General features: G+C 74.1%; 15 protein-coding genes. 9 read left to right on the top strand and 6 right to left on the bottom strand.

Annotated elements, in window-relative coordinates; translation table 11 throughout:
- Nucleotides 1–205 precede the first annotated feature (205 nt).
- Nucleotides 206–1,831: a pentapeptide repeat-containing protein gene (locus C6W10_RS26265; RefSeq protein ID WP_107261396.1), complete on the top strand. Its 1,626-nt coding sequence runs from the start codon at nucleotides 206–208 to the stop codon at nucleotides 1,829–1,831.
- Between the two features lie 15 nt (nucleotides 1,832–1,846).
- Here the strand turns inward: C6W10_RS26265 and C6W10_RS26260 are convergent, their stop codons facing one another.
- From C6W10_RS26260 to C6W10_RS26235, 6 genes are all read right to left on the bottom strand, one after another.
- Nucleotides 1,847–4,090 (bottom strand): xanthine dehydrogenase family protein molybdopterin-binding subunit, encoded by a 2,244-nt coding sequence (locus C6W10_RS26260; protein WP_107261394.1) that lies wholly within the window; start codon nucleotides 4,088–4,090, stop codon nucleotides 1,847–1,849.
- A gap of 13 nt (nucleotides 4,091–4,103) precedes the next feature.
- Nucleotides 4,104–5,120, bottom strand: coding sequence for a xanthine dehydrogenase family protein subunit M (locus tag C6W10_RS26255; protein ID WP_107264301.1), 1,017 nt, complete (start codon nucleotides 5,118–5,120; stop codon nucleotides 4,104–4,106).
- Nucleotides 5,107–5,562: a (2Fe-2S)-binding protein gene (locus C6W10_RS26250; protein WP_234361949.1), complete on the bottom strand. Its 456-nt coding sequence runs from the start codon at nucleotides 5,560–5,562 to the stop codon at nucleotides 5,107–5,109. Before C6W10_RS26250 ends, C6W10_RS26255 begins: the two co-directional genes overlap by 14 nt.
- A 329-nt stretch (nucleotides 5,563–5,891) precedes the next feature.
- Nucleotides 5,892–6,674, bottom strand: a complete 783-nt coding sequence (locus C6W10_RS26245; protein ID WP_369938715.1) for a TVP38/TMEM64 family protein — start codon at nucleotides 6,672–6,674, stop codon at nucleotides 5,892–5,894.
- The gene (locus C6W10_RS26240; protein ID WP_107261389.1) at nucleotides 6,617–7,375 is read right to left on the bottom strand and encodes a type 1 glutamine amidotransferase; all 759 of its coding nucleotides are present in this window, start codon (nucleotides 7,373–7,375) and stop codon (nucleotides 6,617–6,619) included. The genes C6W10_RS26245 and C6W10_RS26240 overlap by 58 nt, the downstream gene beginning before the upstream one ends.
- Nucleotides 7,365–8,612, bottom strand: a complete 1,248-nt coding sequence (locus tag C6W10_RS26235) for a Mur ligase family protein (RefSeq protein WP_107264300.1) — start codon at nucleotides 8,610–8,612, stop codon at nucleotides 7,365–7,367. Before C6W10_RS26235 ends, C6W10_RS26240 begins: the two co-directional genes overlap by 11 nt.
- Before the next feature lie 255 nt (nucleotides 8,613–8,867).
- On the opposite strand from C6W10_RS26235, the gene C6W10_RS26230 reads away from it, so the two are divergent.
- The 8 genes from C6W10_RS26230 (at nucleotide 8,868) to mraY (ending at nucleotide 20,982) form a co-directional block, all read left to right on the top strand.
- Complete coding sequence (locus tag C6W10_RS26230; protein ID WP_107261387.1) at nucleotides 8,868–11,804, top strand: DEAD/DEAH box helicase; 2,937 nt, start codon at nucleotides 8,868–8,870, stop codon at nucleotides 11,802–11,804.
- A 332-nt stretch (nucleotides 11,805–12,136) separates the two neighbouring features.
- A complete protein-coding gene (gene mraZ / locus C6W10_RS26225; protein ID WP_107261385.1) occupies nucleotides 12,137–12,568 on the top strand; it encodes a division/cell wall cluster transcriptional repressor MraZ in 432 nt (143 codons plus the stop codon).
- 202 nt (nucleotides 12,569–12,770) lie between these two features.
- Nucleotides 12,771–13,907 (top strand): 16S rRNA (cytosine(1402)-N(4))-methyltransferase RsmH, encoded by a 1,137-nt coding sequence (gene rsmH / locus C6W10_RS26220; protein WP_107261383.1) that lies wholly within the window; start codon nucleotides 12,771–12,773, stop codon nucleotides 13,905–13,907.
- The gene (locus C6W10_RS26215; protein WP_107261382.1) at nucleotides 13,904–14,563 is read left to right on the top strand and encodes a hypothetical protein; all 660 of its coding nucleotides are present in this window, start codon (nucleotides 13,904–13,906) and stop codon (nucleotides 14,561–14,563) included. The genes rsmH and C6W10_RS26215 overlap by 4 nt, the downstream gene beginning before the upstream one ends.
- A gap of 4 nt (nucleotides 14,564–14,567) precedes the next feature.
- Nucleotides 14,568–16,802, top strand: coding sequence for a penicillin-binding protein 2 (locus C6W10_RS26210; RefSeq protein ID WP_107261380.1), 2,235 nt, complete (start codon nucleotides 14,568–14,570; stop codon nucleotides 16,800–16,802).
- A gap of 52 nt (nucleotides 16,803–16,854) precedes the next feature.
- On the top strand, nucleotides 16,855–18,426 hold the full coding sequence (locus C6W10_RS26205; protein WP_107261378.1) for a UDP-N-acetylmuramoyl-L-alanyl-D-glutamate--2,6-diaminopimelate ligase: 1,572 nt from the start codon (nucleotides 16,855–16,857) through the stop codon (nucleotides 18,424–18,426).
- Entirely contained in the window at nucleotides 18,423–19,829 is a 1,407-nt protein-coding gene (gene murF / locus C6W10_RS26200; protein ID WP_107261376.1) for a UDP-N-acetylmuramoyl-tripeptide--D-alanyl-D-alanine ligase, read from the top strand. The genes C6W10_RS26205 and murF overlap by 4 nt, the downstream gene beginning before the upstream one ends.
- 49 nt (nucleotides 19,830–19,878) lie before the next feature.
- Complete coding sequence (gene mraY / locus C6W10_RS26195; RefSeq protein ID WP_107261374.1) at nucleotides 19,879–20,982, top strand: phospho-N-acetylmuramoyl-pentapeptide-transferase; 1,104 nt, start codon at nucleotides 19,879–19,881, stop codon at nucleotides 20,980–20,982.
- Nucleotides 20,983–21,154 lie beyond the last annotated feature (172 nt).

Genomic DNA, 21,154 nt, shown 5'->3' with positions numbered 1-21,154 from the left:
GCGTTATGGCAGCGTCGTAGCGCCTCTGGCGTCCAGGTGAGCGGCCCAGGTGAGCGGCCCAGGTGAGCGGCTGCCGGCGCGCAGGGGGCCGGCGGCGCAGGGGGCGGGCGGCGGTTCGGAGTTGCCCGCGGTGGCTAGGGTGCGTTCCGGCGGCGCCCTCGGGGGCGCCGCCGAGGCCGGAACGGCGGGGGAGGGCGGGTCGGGCATGGCGGATCGGGACCTGGCGGAACACCGGGCGGACCTCGCCGCGCTGGCGGACGCTGAGGCGCCGTCGACCGACCGGCTGGCGGCGGTACGCCGGCTGCTGGCCCGCGCCGACGACCGCCCCGAACTCCGGCAGCCGGTGGCGGACGCGATCTGCGCACACCTGCGCGCCACCGCGCCACTGGAGTCCACCGCGCCACTGGAGTCCACCGTCCCGGTGCTCCGAGCCACCGGCCCGACGGACCGTTCGGCGAATCGTCCGGCGGACCGTTCGGCGGATCGTCCGGCGGATCGTTCGGCGGACCGTCCGGCGAACCCTCCGGCGGATCGTCCGGCGGCCGGGACGGAAGACACCGACGAGCGGGGGACCGACCTGCGCCGGGCCGCCCTCGACCTGCTCGCCGCCCGGCTGCGCCCCGGCGGTCCCGGGCCGTGGCCGGAGATCGACCTCGACCTCTCCGGTACGACCCTGGTCGACGTCGACCTGCGCGGCTGCGAACTGGCCGAGGGACGGTTCGCGGACACCCGGTTCGTCGGCACGGCGTCGTTCGAGGGCGCCAGTTTCGACGGCGACGCGCTCTTCCCGCGTACGGTCTTCGAGGGCGACGCCCGGTTCGACGGCGTCCGCTTCGGCGGCGAGGCGGTGTTCGGCCGGGCCCGGTTCCGGGGCGTCACCGGGTTCGCCGGTGCCCGGTTCGACGGGATCGCCTGGTTCGGCCGGGGCGAGGAGACTCTCTGGGAGGACGACCCGGCCTGGGAGGCGATCGAGGAACTCTCCCCGCTGCCGTGGGACGAGCCGAACGAGACCGATCCGCAGTGGCCGGTCGCGGTCCTGATCGAGGACTACCAGGACTGGGAGGAGGGCGGCGACGGGGCGCGTTTCGCCGGGCCGGTCTCGTTTCGGGACGCCCGCTTCGGCGGCCCGGCCTGGTTCTACCAGGCCCGGTTCGGTGCGGTCGCCGACTTCCGGGAGGCGGGGTTCACCGCCCGGGTGCACCTGGACCAGCCGGCCGTGCGGCTCACCGGCGCGCACTGGTCCGACGAGAACGACGACGGCTACGGCGAGACGTACTGGCCGCTGGGCTGGGCGGTGGAGTCCGGCACCGGCCGGCTGGTGCCGGACGACGACGTGCACCCGTACGCCGGGCAGCTCGGCGACCCGGACCCGGAGACTCGGCGGGCCGGCCTGCGCCTGCTGGCCGTACTCGGCGACAGCCGCCCCGAGCTGCGCCAGCGGGTCGTCGACGCGCTCTGCGCCTACCTGCGTACCCCGCTGCCGTTCCGGGTCACCGGTGACCTCGATCCCGGGCAGGCCGAGGAGTTGCGGCTGCGCCGGGAGGTTCAGCAGGTGCTCGCCGAGCGGCTGCGCCCGGCCGCCGAGCCGTACTGGCCGGAGCTGGACCTCCAGCTCTGCGGCGCCACCCTGGTCGAGCTCGACCTCAGCGGCGGTGCGGGTGGGTACGCCGATTTCGTCGGGGCACAGTTCCACGGCTCCACCAGCTTCGCCGGCTGCCGCTTCGAGCGGACCGCCTTCGACCTCGGCACGGGCAGCGGAGTCGCCACCTTCCACGGCCCGGTCGACGTCAGCGGGGCCCGGCTCGGCGCCGATTCGCCGCTGCCCGGGTAGCCCCGGGGGTGCGGTTCAGAGCAGGTCCTCGACGGTGATCGGCAGGTGCCGGATCCGCCGGCCGGTGGCGTGGTGGACGGCGTTGGCGATCGCGGCGGAGGTGCCGACGATGCCGATCTCGCCGACCCCCTTCACGCCGAGCGGGTTCACCACCGAGTCGGGTACCTCGATGGTCTCGACGACGACGTCCGGGACGTCGGCGTTGACCGGTACCAGATAGTCGGCGAGGTTGGCGTTGGCCCAGCGCCCGGTCTGCGGGTCCATCCGGGTCGCCTCCAGCAGCGCCTGGCTCAGCCCCCAGAGCATTCCGCCCATCAGTTGGCTGTGCGCGGTCTTGCGGTTGAGTACCCGGCCGGGGGCGAAGACGCCGACCAGCCGGCGTACCCGGACCAGGCCGAGGTCGGCGTCGACGGCCACCTCGGCGAACTGCGCGCCGAAGGTGTGCATCGCGTGGTCCGTCATCGGCGGCAGGACCGGCTGCCAGGTGCCCACCGTCTCGACGTCCGGGATGTGGTTCCGGCCGAGCAGCTCGGCGTAGGTCTCGCCGACGTCGGGGCGGTCGCGCAGGCACATCCGGCCGTCCCGGACCACCACCCCGGCCGGGTCGGCGCCGTGCAGCGGGGAGTGCTGGTCCGCCACCGCCTGCGCGACGAGCTGGTCGCGGAGCTGGGTGCAGGCCAGGTGTACCGGCGAACTGGTCGCCCCCGAGCCCGCCGAACCGACCGCGGAGGCGACGTTCGGCAGGTCGGTGGTGCCGCCGAGGAACCGTACCCGGTCGACCGGCAGGCCGAGGCCGTCCGCCGCGACCTGGGTCATCGCGGTCAGCGCGCCGGTGCCGAACTCCGAGATGCCGGCCTCGACGACCGCGCTGCCGTCGAGGTAGATCCGGGCCCGGGCCCGCTGCGGGCTGATCGGGGCGGCCACCGGGTAGGCGGCGGTGGCCATTCCGGTACCGATCCGCCAGCGTCCCTCCCAGCGGACGCCGGGGGTCGGGTCGCGCTCGGCCCAGCCGAAGAGTTCGGCGCCGCGCTGGTAGCACTCCTTCAGGCCCTTGCTCGACCACGGCTTGCCGGTGTCGGGGTCGACGTCGGCGTGGTTGCGCAGCCGCAGCTCGATCGGGTCGATCCCGGTGGCGTACGCCAGCTCGTCCATCGCGGACTCCAGCGCGAACATCCCGGTCGCCTCGCCGGGGCCCCGGGTGAAGGTCGGGGTGATGATGTTGCCCCGGGCCAGCCGGTAGCCGCCGGCGTAGTTCGGCGAGGCGTAGCTGATCGCGGCCGACTCCAGCGAGGTCTCGGCCCAGTCGTCGAAGTGCGAAGTCAGCGAGATCTTGTCGTGGGTAAAGGCGACCAGCCGACCGTCGCGGCCGGCGCCGAGGCGGATCCGCTGCTCCTGTTCCTCCCGGTGCCCGCAGGAGTGGAACATCTGGTCGCGGCTGAGGGTGAGCCGGACCGGCCGGCCGACCTGGCGGGCGGCGAGCGCGGCGAGGGTGACGTGCGGCCAGATCAGCGCCTTGGACCCGAAGCTGCCGCCGACGAAGTGGCTCACCACCCGCACCTGCGTCGGTGGCAGGCCGAGCAGTTCGGCGACGCTGAGCTGGGTGGCGGTCGGCCCCTGGGTCGAGTCGTACACGGTGAGCCGGTCGACGTCGTCCCAGACCACCGTGGTCGTCGACATCTCCAGCGGGTTCTGGTGGTTGGCCGCGAAGCCGTACGTCAGGTCGAGGCTCAGCTCGGCGTCGCGCAGCCCCGTCTCCGGGTCGCCCCGGGTGGGATTGCGGCCGGGTACCAGCCCGCCGAAGATCCGCTCCGGCTGGTAGCTCTGGTCGCGTACCTGGTCGAGCAGGGTCGCCGACGGTGTCTCGGCGTAGCTGACCTGGACCAGGGTGCCGGCGTACTCGGCCCGCTCGATGGTGTCGGCGACGACGATCGCGACGGGCTGCCCCGCGTAGTGCACCACGTCGTCCTGCATCGGGAAGAAGCTCTGCCCGTGCGCGACCAGTCCGGCCAGCGACGGGAAGAGCTTCGGCTGGGCGGCGACCCGGGGCAGGTCGAGGTGGGTCAGCACCGCGCAGACACCGTCGGCGACCGTGGCCTGCCGGCAGTCGATGCCGATGATCCGGCCGCTCGGCACCCGGGCGCCGACCAGCACCGCGTGGCCGAGGTTGGGCAGGTTCAGTTCTCCGGAGTACCGGGCCGCGCCGGTGACCTTGGCCCGGCCGTCCACCCGGTCGAGGGCGGCCCCGAGCACCGGACTCATCTGCGCACTCCGTTCATGGCGGGTTCCCGTCCTCGCTGACCATCCGGGCGTCGCCGGTGACCATGCGCAGCGCCCGTACGATGGTGCGCCGGCCAAGTTCGATCTTGTACGCGTTCATCGCGTGCGGCACCGCGTCGGCCATCTCCGCCTCGGCCGCCGCCCGGAACGACTCGACGGTGGCCGGGGCGCCGACGAGCACGGACTCGGCCCGACGGGCCCGCCAGGGTTTGCTGGAGACACCGCCGAGCGCCAGCCGGACGTCGGTGACCACCCCGGCGTCCAGTGCGACGGCGACCGCCGCCGAGGCGAGCGCGAACTCGTACGATTCCCGGTCCCGCACCTTCAGATAGATCGAGGTACTGGCCATCGGCAGCGGCGGGATCTGCACGGCCACCACGAGTTCGCCGTGCGCGATCGGGTGTTCGCGGTCCGGGGTGTCCCCGGGGGCGAGGTAGAAGTCGTCGGCGAGGATCTCCCGGTGCCCGACCGGCCCCTGGGTGAGGACCACCGCGTCCAGCGCGACCAGCGCGACGGCCAGGTCGGAGGGGTGGGTGGCGATGCAGTGCTCGCTGGTGCCGAGGACGGCGTGGCCACGGTTGACGCCGGTCATCGCGCTGCACCCGGTGCCCGGCTCGCGCTTGTTGCAGGCCGCCGCCACGTCCCGGAAGTAGCCGCAGCGGGTCCGCTGCATCAGGTTGCCGCCGATGGAGGCCATGTTGCGCAGTTGCGCGGAGGCGCCGAGCAGCAGCGCCTGGGAGACCATCGGGAAGCGGCGCCGGACCGGCAGGGCCTGGGCGACGTCGCTCATCCGGGCGACGGCGCCGATCCGTACCCCGCCGCCGGGCAGCTCCTCGACCTGTCGCAGCGGCAGGTCGTTGATGTCGACCAGGCGCTTCGCGCTGGCGACGTGGATGCGTTGCAGGTCGACCTCGGTGGTGCCGCCGGCCAGGAAGGTGCTGCCCGGGTCGGCGGCGACCGTGCCGATCGCGGTGGCCACGTCGGCCACCCGGGAGTAGCTAACCGGTCGCATCGGGCCCACCCGTTCCGGCCTCGTCCCGGACCTGCCGGATGGCGGCCCGGATGTTCGGGTACGCCGCGCACCGGCAGATGTTGCCGCTCATCCACTCCCGGATCGTGTCGTCGTCGGCGGCGTGCCCCTCGGCGAGGAACGCCACCGCCGACATGATCTGTCCGGGGGTGCAGTATCCGCACTGGAAGGCGTCCTGGCTGATGAACGCCGCCTGCATCGGGTGCAGGTCCACCCCGTCGGAGAGCCCCTCGATCGTGGTGATCTCGCGGGTCTCGCAGGTGATCGCCAGGGTGAGGCAGGCCAGCACCCGCCGCTTGTCGACCCAGACCGTGCAGGCGCCACAGGCGCCCTGGTTGCAGCCCTTCTTCACGCCGGTGAGGTCGAGCCGGTCGCGGAGCGCGTCCAGCAGGCTGACCCGGGGCTCGACCAGGATGCTCCGGATGCTGCCGTTGACGGAGAGCCGGACGACGGTCGCGTTCGGGCCGCGTACGACGGCGGTGTCGGCGACCTCGACCGCACCGGCTGTCTCGGCGTACGACTTCACCCGTCACCTCGCTGAGCAATGCTGCGCGGAGATCGCGCCCGGCGGGAATGCCCACCGCCGGGGCCGGGGGGTCGCCCGGCCCCGGGGTGAGGCTCGGCCATCCGTCCTCCCGGGCTGCCGCTCCCGGAGGACGGTGGTGCGATCAGCCTATCGACGAAGAGTCCTTATAGGGCAAATACCGCGAAATGCACAACGTGCCGGTAATCGCCTGGGCTGGGTGGGGTTGGCTACTCCGGGTTCGTCGCCGGCTGGTCGACCCGGGGGCGCCGGTCGTCGGCACCGACCGGCCCGGTGCGGCGTTCCGCCCGCCACCAGCGCACCGCCAGCACGCCGGTGGCGACCAGGCCCACCGCGCCCGGGGTGACCGCCAGCCAGTTCACCTCGTCCGGCGAGACCGCCGCCGCACCCACCGCCGCGTAGCCGAACGCCGACGGGGTGGCGGCCAGCACGCTGCCCAGCAGGAACGGCCCCAGCCGTGCGCCGGTGGTGCCGTAGCCGTAGCTGACCAGCCCGAACCCGCCGATCGGGATCAGCCGTACGCTGACCACCCCGAGCACGCTCTGCCGGGCGAACCAGCCGTCGAGCCGGGCCAGCCGGCCGCGTACCCGTTCCGCGACGAACTCCCGACCGAGCAGCCGGCCGACCGCGAAGCCGGTGAGCGCGGCGATCAGGGCGGCGGCCAGGGTGTAGCCGGCACCGAGCAGCGGCCCGAAGATCGCCCCCCAGACCACCGTGATCGCCGTCCGGGGCACCAGCGCGACCAGCAGCAGCGCCCCGCCGCCGATCGCCGCGACCGGTGCCAGCCGGCCGAGCCGGTCGGCCAGCCGGGGCAGCTCGGCCACCTCGGGCCGGGGTGCGAGCAGCAGTACCAGCCCGAAGAGGCCGAGCACCAGGAGCAGTACGGTGAACCGCGCGACCGACCGCTGCCGGAGCAGCCGCCGGACGCGTCCGATCACTGCCGGGCGGCGGCCAGCGCGGCGCTGCGTTCGGCCCGCAGCCGCTCCGACCAGGTGTCGTCCAGCGGCGGTAGCTGCGGCACCCCGATCGCCCAGCGCAGCAGCAGGTCCGCCAGGGCCGGGTTGCGGGCCAGCGCCGGCCCGTGCGAATAGGTGCCGAGCAGCTTGCCCCGCCAGGCGCCCTCGGTGCTGCCGTCGTTGCCGACCCCGGTGCTGACCCGGGCCAGCGGGGAGACCCCGGCGCCGAGGTGGGTACGCCCGCCGTGGTTCTCGAAGCCGCTCAGCGGCGGCAGCCCCAGCCGGGGGTCGATGGCACCGGCGATCTCGCCGACCGCCCGGGACGGTCCCCGGTCGGAGTGCAGGTCGAGCAGGTCGAGGCCGGCGCACTTGGTGCCCTTGGCGAAGAACGAGCCGCCCAGCAACTGGTAGCCGGCGCAGACCGCGAAGACCACCGAACCCTGCTCGGCGGCCCGGCGCAGCCCGCCGTCCGCGATCAGCCGCTGCGCGCCCAGCGCCTGCGGGCCGTCCTCGCCACCGCCGAGCAGATAGATGTCGGCCGAGACCGGCAGCCGCTGGTCGGAGCGGATCTCGATGCACTCCACCGGCAGGCCGCGCAGCTCGGCCCGGCGGGCCAGGATCAGCATGTTGCCCCGGTCGCCGTAGGTGGAGAGCAGGTCCGGATAGATCCAGACGACCCGCAGGTTGCTCTCCCCACCGGCCGGGCCGGGCGTGCGGTAGACGGGATCAGTCGACACGGTCCAACTCCGCTCGGATGTCCTGGAACGCCGTGTAGTTGGCGATGACCTCGAGCCGCCCCGGCGGGACGCTCGTGATCGCTTCGGTGAAGGTCCGTACGTGCTGGAACGGTACGCCGTTGATGTCCAGCCGGACCGCGAGGTCGTACGCCCGGTCGCCGGTGATCAGCACCTGCCGGCCGCGCAGCGGGGCGAAGTCGACGTCGAAGAGCCAGGAGGTGTCCAGCCCGTCGGGGTCCCGGGCGTTGATCGAGAGGAGTGTCGGCGCCTCCTCGGCCATGTCGAACGCCTCCAGCCAGCTCGCCGGGTTCTTCGCCAGCAGCAGCCGGATCGTCCGGCCGTCCCTGATCACCTGGGCGTACCGGCCGGCGACCGAGGCGACCCCGCCGAGCCGGGAGACCGCGTCGGTCGGGCGTACCCCGAACTCGGCGGCCACCGCCAGCGCGGTCGCCGCGTTGCCGAGGTTGACCCGGCCGGGCAGTTGCAGGACCACCTTGTGCCAGTCGCCGGCCGGGTCGACCACACCGTCGTCCTCGACCACCCACTGCGGCTCGGGCCGGCGCAGCCAGCAGCCGGTGCACCACCACTGGTCGGCCAGCCGCTCGATCGGGGAGCCGCACTCGGGGCAGACCCAGGAGTCGTCGTGCCAGCGCTGGCCGGCGCTGAACCAGGTGACCGGTGCCGGGGTCAACTGCGGGCTGCGGGTCGCCGGTGGGGTCGCCGCCCAGACCACCATCGGGTCGTCGGCGTTGGCGACCACCCGTACCGACGGGTGCCGGACCAGCGCGGCCCGCCAGAGCTGGGCCATCATCGCCACTTCCTTGGCCCGGTCGAGCTGGTCCCGGGAGAGGTTGAGCAGGGCCACCACCCGTGGCTCGGTCGCCTCCAGCACCTGGGCCAGGTAGTGCTCGTCGACCTCCAGCACGGCATAGGGAGTACTGCCGGCCTTGGCCAGCGCCGAAGTGTGCCCGGTGGGCATGTTCGCCCCGAACGAGTTGGTCGCCACCCGGCCGAGTACGCCGACCGCCGCCGCGGTCAGCCGGGTCGTGGTCGTCTTGCCGTTGGTGCCCGACACCAGCGCGATGGCCCGGCCGGACGACAGGTGGGCCAGGAGATCAGGATCGATCTTGAGACCGATCCACCCGCCGATCACCGAGCCGTCGCCCCGGCCGGCAGCCCGGGACAGGGCCGCGGCGGTCCGCGATACCGAACTGGCCACCTTTGCCCGGAGAGGCATCTTCCCGTCCGTCACGCGAGCGAGGTTACCGGACGGCGCCGGCTGGGTGACCGCCGCACGAAAGTACCGGACGGCCCGGGACGCGGTCGGCGACCGGCCGGGTCCCGCCGGACCGGCCCGGAGCGGGTCCGCCGGCCCCGGATGCCGGCGACCGGGTCTGCGCGACCGGCTTGTCCGGGCCGGTCGCGCGGCTGCCCGGCGACCCGGACCGAGGACCCGACCCGGGGCGTACCCGGTTGCTAGGCTCGGCTGCCGATGAGCCCCTCCGTCGCGTCCGTGCTGCGGGCCCTGGCCGACCTCGCCCCGGCCGCCCCCGAGCGGGTGCTCGACGTGACCCGTCCCGGCCAGCCGTTGATCTGGCTGGCCGATCCGGACTCCTGCCGGCAGTCCCGCGAGGTGGACCGGCTGGCCGCGGCCGACCTGCTGCACCGCGACGATCGGACCCTGCGCCGAGGCTGGGGCCTGGTCGCCGGGGTGGTCGAGACCGACGGGGTGACCCGGAAGGTGCGGTTTCCGCTGCTCAGCGAGCCGGTCCGGCTGGAGCGGACACTGCGCGGATACCGGGTGGTCCCGGCCGGCGACCTGGAGGTCACCCCGCTGGTCGAAGACCGCGACCTGGCCGCCCGGCTGGAGGTGGCGCCGGGGCTGGGCGGAGCCGGGTGGCTGACCAGTGCCGGCGGTGAGGAGTGGTTGCGCACCGTGGCCCGGGCCGCCGGCCTGCCGGTACGCGAGTTCGACCGGGTCCGGCGTACCGGTCGGGCGAGCTTTCCGGCCCGGCCGCCGGTGCTCTACGTCTCGGCGGTGCTGTTCAGCGTGCGGGACGTCGCCGGGCTGGCGCTCGGCGACCGGCTGCGCGCCTGGGCCGCCCGGCCCGACGTCGAGTCCACCGCCCTGGCCGTGGTGTACGGCACCGCCGCCCCGGACACCGCCGACCCGGCCGAGGCCGCCGACCCGGTCGACTCGCCGCTGCCGTTGAACGAGGCCCAGACCGAGGTGGTACGCCGGGTCCGGCACCAGCCGGTGACCGTGGTCTCCGGTCCGCCCGGCAACGGGAAGAGCCATGCGGTGGTGGCCGCCGCGCTGGACGTGGTGGACCGGGGCGGGAGCGTACTGGTCGTGACGCAGTCGGCGCACGCCGCCGACGTACTCGGCGAACTGCTGGAGCGCTATCCCGGCCCGCGACCGGTGCTCTTCGGCGACGCGGAACGCCGGGCCGCGCTGGCCGCCTCGCTGGAGCTGACCGTCGAGGCGGAGGTGACGGCGGCGACCCTGGCGGCGGACCGGGCCGCCGTGGCCGAGGCGGCGGCCGAGGTCGAGCGGGTGACCGGCCAGCTCACCGAGCTGCTCGACCTGGAACTGCTGGCCGGCGAGGTGCCGCGCTGGGCGCCGGTGGTCGGCGGGCTGCGGCTCGACGTACCCGGTGCGTTCGAGCCCGGTGCGGACCTGGCGGCGGCGGCCCGGGCGGCCGGCCGGGTTCGGGCCTCGGCCGGTGCCTGGTGGCGGCGCTGGTTGCCCGGGCCGCCCGGCCGGCTGCTGCGCCGCCGGTTGGGCGCGGCCCGGACGGTGCCGCTGGACCGGATCGACGACGCGATCGCGGCGGCCCGGGCGGAGGTGGCGGCGGCCCGGCTGGCGACGGTCGGCGGCGCCGACCCGGGTCCGCTGTGGCCGGTGCTGGCGGCGGCCCGGCAGCGGTTGTCGGCGGCGCTCGGCACCGCGATGCGGCATCGCAGCCGTGGCCCGGACCGGTGGGACCCGGCCGGCCGGCGCAGCGCGGCCGCGCTGGCCGGGGCGCTGCGGGCCGGCCGCAACCGGCGCCGGGAACTCCTCGCCGAGCTGAGCGGGGAGTCGCTGGTCCGGGCGCTGCCACTCTGGATCGGTACGGTCACCGACGTCGAGGAGTTGCTGCCGCCGATCGCCGGGCTCTTCGACCTGGTGATCATGGACGAGGCGTCGCACACCGACCAGATCCGGGCGGCGCCGGCCCTGGCCCGGGCCCGCCGGGCGCTGGTGGTGGGCGATCCCCGGCAACTGCGGTTCGTCTCGTTCGTCGCCGACGTCGACGTGGCGGCGACCCTCCAGCGGTACGGCCTGGACAACCGGGTCGACGTACGCCGGGTGAGCGCCTTCGACCTGGCCGCCGGGGCCGCCCCGGTGAGCTGGCTGGACGAGCACTACCGCTGCGCCCCGCACCTGATCGAGTTCTCCGCGCACCGCTTCTACGACGACCGGATCGCGGTGGCCACCCGCCATCCGGGCAACGAGACGGCGGACGTGATCGACGTGTTGGCGGTGTCGGCGGAGCCCACCGAGGCCGGGGTGAACCGGGCCGAGGTGGCGGCGGCGGTGGCCGAGGTCCGCCGGCTGGCCGAGGCGGGCCGGGTCGGGATCGGCGTGATCACCCCGTTCCGGGCCCAGGCCGACGCGCTGGAATCGGCGCTGGTGGCGGCGTTTCCGGTGACCGAGATCGAGCGGCTCGGGCTGCGGGTCGGCACCGTCCACTCGTTCCAGGGCAGCGAGGCGGAGACCGTGATCGTGTCGCTGGCGGTGACCGATCCGGTCCCCGCCGGGCGGCGGCGGTTCCTGACCGACCCGAACCTGTTCAACGTGATGGTCACCCGGGCCCGGCGCCGGATGGTGGTGCTGACCTCGCAGTCCGCCCCGAACGGCCTGCTCGGCGACTATCTGCGGTACGCGGCGCTGCCACCGCGGCCGCGCGGCGAGCCGGTCGCCGTCCCGGCCCCGTTCGGCGCCGGTCCGGGCGCCGTCGCCAGTACGGTCGGCGGCGGACCGGTGGCCGTCGCCACCAGGTTCGGCGGCGCCCCGGCAGGTGGCTGTGCCCCGGCAGGTGGCGGCGCCTCGGAGCCGGTGCCGGCCCGGCCCGGTGTCGCGCCGGCCGGGTCGGGAGGTCCGGGGTCGGAGGGCTGGCCGGGCGAGTTGGCCGTGGAGCTGGCCCGGATCGGGCTGCCGGTCCGGCGTCGCTATCCGGTCGGGCGCTGGACCGTGGATCTCTGCGTCGGCACCGGCGAGTCGGCGATCGGGCTGAACTGCGTCGCCCATCCGGCCGGCCCGGCGGCGCACATCGCCCGGCACCGGGCGCTGGTCCAGGCCGGTTGGGTGGTGGTCGACGCGTTCGCCAGCCGGTGGGGCGGAGATCCGGTCCGGGCCGCCCTGGAGGTCGCGGCCCGCCGTTGATTTTTCCTCCACTTCCCTCTCCACTCCGCTCCACCGGGGGTGCCGAGGTGCCCGGATGGGTCGGAAAAAACCTCTATATCCGGGCACCGTACGGCCGGTGTACCGCTGTCGGATAGCGGACCTTCCCGTCGGCAGGCCCATTTCCCTCCACCGCCGGCCACCCCTTCTGACGTGCGGTTTCATCCGGCGGACAGCCGGTCTTTCCGGGCGATTCCGGTTGCGGGTGGAGGGAAGTGGAGTAGAGTGGGGCGCGATGGGGGGCCAGGAGGGCCCGCCGGCCCGGGGGGCAGCGGCGCCGCGAACGCCGCTGGTAGGGCGAGGGGGTTGGGCCGGTGTTTCTCGGCACGCACACCCCGCGCCTGGACGACAAGGGCCGGCTGATCCTTCCGGCCAAGTTCCGGGACGAGCTGGCGGGAGGTGTCGTGATCACCAAAGGGCAGGAGCGCTGCCTCTACGTCTTCCCGATGCCCGAGTTCCAGCGGATCGCGGGGCAGTTGCGCGAGCAGCCGATGACGCACAAGGCGGCCCGAGCCTACAGCCGGGTCTTCTTCGCCAGCGCGCACGACGAGATCCCGGACAAGCAGGGTCGGGTCACCATCCCGATCCACCTGCGGGAATACGCCGCGCTGGATCGTGAGCTGGTGGTCATCGGGGCGAGCACCCGGGTGGAGATCTGGGACAAGCGGTCCTGGGAGACCTACCTCGCGGAGAGCGAAGAGGACTTCGCCGACATCGAGGAGGGGGTGCTGCCCGGCGGACTGTAGGGCGGCGCGTGCCGACGCCCGACGTACTGCGAGATCTCCACCCGCTCGAGGTTCCTGGCGCCTCTTCCCCGGTGCCAGGCGCGATTCCTCCGAAGGTCCGAAGGTCGGCCCGGAGGAGCAGAGCGGATGGGGATCTGGCGGTACGACGAGCGCCACAACTACCGGGCACGTCCGGACGAGACAGGGGTCACTGGGGGTCGACATGGGGGAGCTACGCGGTACGCACGTGCCGGTGCTGCTTGAGCGATGTCTCGAGCTGCTCGCCCCCGCCCTGGACCGGGCCGACGACCGGACGACCGTCTACGTCGACGCCACCCTCGGGCTGGCCGGGCACGCCGAGGCGGTGCTCGCCGCGCATCCGCGTACCGTCCTGATCGGACTCGACCGGGACACCGAGGCACTGGCACACGCGCGGGCCCGGCTCGACCGGTACGCCGACCGGATCCACCTGGTGCACGCGGTCTACGACGAGCTGCCCGAGGTGCTGGAGCGGCTCGGCCACGACCGGGTGGACGGCATCCTCTTCGACCTGGGCGTCTCCTCGCTGCAACTCGACGCGCCCGACCGCGGGTTCGCCTACGCGCAGGACGCGCCGCTGGACATGCGGATGGACCAGTCGGCCGGTACGACGGCCGAGGAGGTCGTCAACGGCTACTCGCACGGCGAGTTGGCCCGGGTGCTCCGGGTCTACGGCGAGGAGCGGTTCGCCGGCCGGATCGCCTCGGCGATCATCCGGGAGCGGGAGCGCCACCGGCTCACCTCGTCGGCCCGGTTGGCCGAACTGGTCAGGGAGTCCATTCCAGCACCAGCCCGACGAACTGGTGGACATCCGGCCAAGAGGACGTTTCAGGCTTTACGGATTGAGGTAAACCGGGAACTGGCCGCGCTGGAAACGGCGCTGCCGGCCGCCCTGGACGCACTGTCCGTGGGCGGTCGCGCGGTGGTGCTGTCCTACCACTCACTGGAGGACCGGATCACCAAGCAGGTGTTCGCCGGGCGTGCCCGGAGCACCGGGCCGGTCGACCTCCCGGTCGAACTGCCCGGTACCGGGCCGATGCTGCGGCTGCTCAGCCGGGGAGCCGAGCTGCCGGGCGAGGCGGAGGTCCAGGCCAACCCGCGGGCCGCATCGGTGCGGCTGCGGGCGGCCGAACGGATCGAACGGGACGGCGGTACGAGTACGACGACGAGGCGGGCCAGCCGCGAACGGCCCGGGCGAGTCGTCGGGGCAACAGGTCCGGCCGGTGCGGGGGCACCGGGCGGATCCGACGGAGCGCGACGGGACTTGTCGCCGCCGGCATCCGACGGCGGCGGCACGACAGTACAGGGGGAGGGAAGATGAACGTCAACAAGCGCGAGCGCCGGGAACAGCCCGACGCGACGCGCGACGCGCAGCAGCGCGCACCGCGGTCGGGGGGCCGGACCACGGTGCAGCGGGCGCAGCGGGCGGGCGGCGGCCGGTCGAACCCGGCGTCGGAAGCCCGGGTGCGGGGGGCGCGACGGTATCCGACCCAGGGCAGTGCCGCGCTGCGGGAGCCGGACTGGGAAGAGCCGGCGGTGCGGGTCTGGGACAGCTCCGAGGAGCGGCCGGAGGGGGCATCCGAGTCGGCGACGCCGGCCCGGCGCTCCCGGCTCCGGGTGGCGCCACCGATGCCGGTGGCCCGACCCCGGGTCTCCTTCGTGGCGCTGATCCTGGTGCTGGTGGTCGGCGGGATGCTCGGCATCCTGGTGGTCAACAGCAAGGTGAACGAGAACGCGTTCCGGCTGGAGCGGTTGCAGCAGCAGCAGTCCACGCTGGACATCCAGGAACAGGAGCTGAAGCAGAAGATCGCCGACGCCGAGGTGCCGGGCAACCTCACCGCCCGGGCCCGCCAGCTGGGCCTGGTCGACTCGGGGCCGCCCGCCTTCATCCGGCTGCCCGACGGCCGGGTGATCGGGGTGCCGCAGCCGGCCGGTGGCGAGCCGGCGATCACCAGCCAGCAGGGCGCCGGGGGATGACCCGGTGACGCCGCGGTCCGACGAGCCGCGCCGGGACGCTTCGGTGTCCCGGCGCGGCTCGTCGCGTGCCGGTCGGGACCCCGAACGCGGCGCCGAGCAGGGCGGCCGGTCCGGCTCCGGGCTGGGCGGCATCTCCGACGCCCGGGCCTACACGCCGCGCGGGCGGACCGTGCGGGACACCCCGGAACTTCGGCGTACGCCCGGATCCGTCGGCGGCTCCGGCGACCAGGGCGGGCGATCCCGGCGTACCCCCAGGACCGGACGGTCGGCCGACCCGTTCCGGCCGGCGTTGCAGGTGCTCGACGGCGGCCGTGCCGGCGCGGCCCGGACCGCCCGGCGCACCGCGCCGACCGGCACCGGACGCACCGTCACCCCGCGCCCGGTCCGCGGCGCCGACGTCGCCAAGCCGGTCCGGCGGCGAACGCCCGACCCGGCCGGCGGCCCGAACCGGACCGGCGCCGGAGCGCCAGCCCGCCGCCCGACCCGGCGACCCCGCCGGCCACCCCGACTCGCCGACGCGCACCGGCGGCTGCGCCTCGGCACGCTGCTCGCGCTCGCCATGTTCACCACCATCGGCATCCGGCTGGTCGCACTCCAGGTCGTCGACGCACCGGAGTACGACGGCGGCGGCGTCGGCGACCGGCTGCGTACCGTCGTCCTGCCCGCCCCCCGGGGCGCCATCTACGACCGCTCCGGGGCGGCGCTGGCGCAGAGCGTCGAGGCCCGCTACGTCTACGCCGACCCGGAACTCGTCGAGGATCCGGCCCGGACCGCCGCGGCGCTCTCGCCGCTGCTCGGCATCGCCCCCTCGAAACTGGCCGAGGAGATGCGCAAGCGGAAGCGGCCGGACGGACGCCCCTCGAACTTCGAATACCTGGCCCGCAGCGTCGAGGTCGGCACCGCCGAGAAGATCATGGATCTCAACCTGGCCGGCATCGGCACCGGGCGGGACGAGCGGCGCGAGGTCCCCGGCGGCGACCTGGCCGCCAACCTGCTCGGCTTCACCAGCCAGGACCGGGTCGGCCTGGAGGGGATCGAGGCCCGCTACGACGAGCTGCTGCGCGGGGTGAACGGCGAACGGGAGTACGAGGTCGGCAAGGGCGAACTCGCCGCCGAGATCCCCGGCGGCTACAGCCGGGTCACCCCGGCCCGGCCGGGCAGCTCGCTGCAACTCACCATCGACCGGGACCTCCAGTTCATGGTGCAGCGGATCCTCGCCAAACGGATGCAGGAGGTCAACGGCACCACCGGGGCGGCGGTGGTGCTCGACGTACGCACCGGCGAGGTGCTGGCCCAGGCGAGCTATCCGACCTACGACGCCGCCGACTGGCGGAAATACGATGCCAGCGACCGCAACGACGCGGCCACCAGCTTCGTGGTCGACCCCGGATCGGTGCACAAGGCCATCATCTTCGGCGCCGGACTGGAGGAAGGGGTGATCACCCCGGAGACCGCCTGGCCGACGCCGTACAGCATCCGCAAGGGCGACCAGACGTTCCGGGACACCCACAACGCGCAGGGCCGCCGGCTCAGCGTCGCCGGGATGCTCGGGTTCTCCTCCAACGTCGGCACCATCCGGGTCGCCGACAGACTCGGCGCGGAGAAGGTCTACGAATACCAGCTCCGGTTCGGGCTGGGCCGGCCGACCGGGGAGGGGGTGCTCGGCGAGGCGTCCGGCCGGGTGCTCAAGCCGTCGGAATACAGCGGCTCGACGTACGGGTCGGTGCCGATCGGGCACAGCGTCGACGTCACCCCGTTGCAGATGGCCGCCGCGTACGCCGCGATCGCCAACGACGGCACCTGGGTGCAGCCGCACCTGGTACGCGAGATCATCGGCCCGGACGGCAAGCGGAAGCCGGTACCCGCACCGCAGACCCGACAGGTGCTCCGGCCGGAGACCGCCGCCGCGCTGCGTACCCTGCTGGAGGCGCCGGTGACCATCGAGGGCGGCACGGCCAGACAGGCGGCGATCAAGGGTTACCGGGTCGCCGGCAAGACCGGCACCGGATCGCGGGTGGTCGACGGCCGGTACGCCCCCGGCGAGGTCGCCTCCTTCATCGGGATGGACCAGGCGGACGACCCGCGCTACGTCATCGCGGTCTTCGCGCACACCCCCTCCGGTGGCGGCGGGGACGTCTCCGCACCGGCCTTCAAGGAGATGATGGAGTTCGTACTCGCGCACTATCGGGTGCCCGCCACCGGCACCGCGCCACCCAAGTTCGTCGTCTATCCGCGCTGACCTGCCGAAACGGGACATCATCGGTGGGTGCGGGCAAACCACCGGGGCGGCTGTGCGGGGTGGACCCCCCGACGGGGTAGGGTCTGACGCCGTGCCCGGCAATCCCCGTCCCCGCGCCGTGACGCCGGTCCGGCTCACCGATCTCGCCGCGCGAGTCGCCGCCGAGTCGCCCCCGGACGCCGCCGAACTGGCTGTCACCGGGGTGACCCATGCCAGCGGCGAGGTCCACCCCGGTGACCTCTACGCGGCGCTTCCGGGCGCCCGCCGGCACGGCGCCGAGTTCGTGGCGGCGGCGATGGCGGCCGGCGCGGTGGCCGTACTCACCGATCCGGCCGGCGCCCCGGCGGCGGCCGAGGCGGGGCTGCCCGCCCTGGTGGTGCCGGAGCCGCGTGCGGTGCTCGGCGAGCTGGCCAGCGCGGTCTACGGCGACCCGACCGCCGGGTTGACCGTCGTCGGCGTCACCGGCACCGCCGGCAAGACCAGCACCACCTACCTGATCGAGTCGGGGCTGCGGGCCGCCGGGGAGGTGACCGGGCTGATCGGCACCGTGGAGTGCCGGCTCGGCGACCTGGTGGTGGAGAGTGTCCGGACCACCCCGGAGGCCACCGACCTGCACGCCATGCTCGCGGCGGCCCGGGAACGCGGCGTCACGGCGGTGGCGATGGAGGTCTCCAGCCACGCCCTGGCGATGGGGCGGGTCGGCGGGGTGCGGTTCACCGTCGGCGGCTACACCAACTTCGGCCACGACCACCTGGACTTCCACGCCGACGTCGACGACTACTTCGCGGCCAAGGCGCGGCTCTTCGACGGCCGCTGCGACGTCGAGGTGCTCAACCACGACGATCCGGCGCTCGCGCCGCTGCGCAAGCCCGGCACCGTCACGTACTCGGCCGCCGGTGACCCGACCGCGACCTGGTGGGCCGACGCGGTCCGGGAGCCCGGCTACACCCAGACCTTCACCGCGCACGGCCCGGACGGACTCGCGGTCGAGGCCGGGGTGGCGCTGCCCGGCCGGCACAACGTGGCCAACGCGCTGCTGGCGATCGCCGTGCTGGCCGGCGCGGGCGTCGACCCGGCGGTCGCGGCCCGGGGCGTGGCCGCCTGCCCGGGCGTGCCCGGCCGGCTGGAACTCGTCGCGGCGCCCGGCCCGGTGCGCGGGGTGGTCGACTTCGCGCACACCCCGGACGCGGTGGTGGCCGCGCTGACCGCGCTGCGCGACCTGACCAGCGCCGGCAACCGGCTGATCTGCGTGCTCGGCTCCGGCGGCGACCGGGACCACGGCAAGCGCTCCCTGATGGGTGCCGCCGCGTCGGCCGGCGCCGACCTGGTGGTGGTCACCGACGACAACCCGCGCAGCGAGGAGCCCGGGGTGATCCGGGCCGAGGTGCGGCGCGGGGCCGAGCGGAACGGCGACCCGGACCGGGTACGCGAGGTGGCCGGCCGGCGGGCGGCGATCGACGAGGCGGTACGGCTCGCCGAGCCCGGTGACGTGGTCGCCGTACTCGGCAAGGGGCACGAACGCGGTCAGGAGATCGCCGGCCGGACGTACCCGTTCGACGACCGGGTGGAGTTGGCCGCCGCGCTCACCGCCCGGTTCGGCAACCTGGTGGAGGGGCGCCGATGATCCCGCTGACCCTGGCCGAGGTGGCCGCCGCCGTCGACGGCTCCCTGGTGGCGGCCGAGCCGACCCTGCGGGTCACCGGCCCGGTCGAGTTCGACTCCCGCAAGGTACGCCCCGGTGGGCTCTTCGTGGCCTTCCCCGGTGAGAAGGTGGACGGGCACGACTTCGCGGCGGCGGCGGTCGCCTCCGGCGGCGCGGTGGCGGTGCTCGGCTCCCGGCCGGTCGACGGGGTGCCGATGGTGCTGGTCCCGGACGCCCGGGCGGCGCTCGGCCGGCTGGCCCGGACGGTGCTGGACCGGCTCCCCGAGCTGACCGTGATCGGGCTGACCGGGTCGTCCGGCAAGACCACCACGAAGGACCTGGTGGCCCAGCTCACCACCCGGCTCGGTCCCACCGTGGCACCGCCCGGCTCGTTCAACAACGAACTCGGGCACCCCTACACCGCGTTGCAGGCCGACGCGCAGACCCGGTTCCTGGTGCTGGAGAAGGGCGCCCGGGGGTTGGGGCACGTCCGCTACCTCTGCGAGATCGCGCCGCCCCGGATCGCGGTGGTGCTGAACGTGGGCGTGTCGCACATCGGCGAGTTCGGCTCCCAGGAGGCGATCGCCCAGGCCAAGGGCGAACTGGTCGAGGGGCTGCCGGCGGACGGGCTCGCGGTGCTCAACGCCGACGACGAGCGGGTACGCGCGATGGCGACCCGCACCGGCGCCCGCGTCGTGCTGGTGGGCGAGGCCGCCGACGCCGAGGTACGGGCCGAAGAGGTCAGCCTGGACGATCGCGGGCGGGCGTCGTACACCCTGGTGACGCCGGAGGGGCGGGCGGCGGTCCGGCTCGGGATCAGCGGCCGGCACCAGGTCGGCAACTCGCTCGCCGCGGCGGCGGTGGCCCGGGAACTCGGCATGCCGCTGGCCGAGTTGGCCGAGGCACTCGGCCTGCTCGGCCTGCCCTCGACCCGCCGGATGGACGTCTTCGACCGCACCGACGGGGTGACGGTGATCGACGACTCCTACAACGCCAACCCGGCCTCGACCTCCGCGGCGCTGCGGGCGCTGGCCGGGATGGGTGAGCGGCGACGGACCTTCGCGGTGCTCGGCTACATGGCCGAGCTGGGCGATTTCGAACGGGACGGGCACGAGCAGGTCGGTCGGCTCGCGGCCGAGTTGGGCGTCGACCGGCTGATCGTGGTCGGCGAGCCGGCCGCGCCGATCCACGACGGCGCGGTGGCGATGGCGAATTGGGGAGGAGAGTCGGTGCTGGTTACCGATCAGGCGGCGGCGGTCGAGGCGCTGCGCCGCGAGTTGCGGCCGGGCGACGTCGTCCTGGTGAAGGGCTCGCGCTACCGCACCTGGGAGGTGGCCGACGCGCTGCGCGCCGAGGCCGTCCAGCCCGGAAACGGGTCCCGATGAACGGGCGGGTCGCGGCTGTCGTGCCGGTCACGGCGGAAGGTCTGCCGGCGTGAGGGCGGTCATCGTCGCCATCTTCGTGGCGTTCCTGATCTCGCTCTTCGTCACCCCGGTCGCGATCAAGGTCTTCACCCGGTTGAAGGCCGGGCAGCCGATCCGGGCCGAGGGTCCGATCATGCACCAGGGCAAGAAGGGCACCCCGACGATGGGCGGCGTGGTCTTCATCGTCGCCACGGTGATCGCGTACGTCGCCGGGCACCTCGCCCTGACCACCCTGCCCGAGGCGCAGATCGCCCAGGTCACCCCGACCATCACCGCGCTGGTGCTGCTCGGCCTGATGGTCTTCTCCGGTGCGGTCGGCTTCATCGACGACTTCCTCAAGGTCCGCAAGCGGAACAGCGCCGGGCTGAACAAGCGGGGCAAGCTGCTCGGCCAGATACTGGTCGGCGCCGTCTTCGGGGTGGTCGCGCTCTATTTCCCGAGTACCGCGGGCGTGACGGTCGGCAGCACGGCGCTCTCCTTCATCCGGGACATCAACGCGCTGGAGGTCGGGAAGGTCGCCTCGGTCGTCATCTTCATCTTCGTGGTGATGGCGACGACCAACGGGGTGAACCTGACCGACGGGCTGGACGGGCTGGCCACCGGCGCCTCGGTGATGGTGCTCGCCGCGTACGCGCTGATCGCGTTCTGGCAGTACCGGCACTGGTGCGCGGACACCGACTACGCCCGGGGCGGTGCGTACTGCTACACGGTGCGGGACCCGTTGGAGATCGCGCTGATCGCCGGGGCGGCGGCCGGGGCGTGCGTCGGCTTCCTCTGGTGGAACACCTCGCCGGCCCGGATCTTCATGGGCGACACCGGGGCGCTCGGCCTGGGCGGGTTGATCGCCGGGATGGCGATGGCCACCCGGACGCTCCTGCTGCTGCTGATCCTCGGCGGACTCTTCGTGATCATCACGATGTCGGTGGTCATCCAGATCATCTCGTTCCGGACCACAGGAAAACGGGTCTTCCGGATGTCGCCGCTCCAGCACCACTTCGAGCTGGCCGGCTGGAGCGAGGTCAACATCGTCGTCCGGTTCTGGATCATCGCCGGGATCGGCGTGGCGATCGCCCTCGGCCTCTTCTACAGCGAGTTCCTCGCCTCCGTCACCTGACCTCGGCCCGGGACACGCCGTACCGTTCCGACACGCCGGTCGGCCACCTGCGCCAGGGTGGCCGGACCAGCGCCGATGATGGGCGGATGGGGGAGGACGAGGGGACAGCGCGGTGACCGGGGAAGAGCCACGACGGCCGGCGGGTCCCGCCGGCCCCCGTGCGAGCGGGCGG

It is taken from the genome of Plantactinospora sp. BB1, from assembly GCF_003030385.1.
Classification (GTDB): domain Bacteria; phylum Actinomycetota; class Actinomycetes; order Mycobacteriales; family Micromonosporaceae; genus Plantactinospora.
This window is presented reverse-complemented; position numbering and strand designations above follow the sequence as displayed.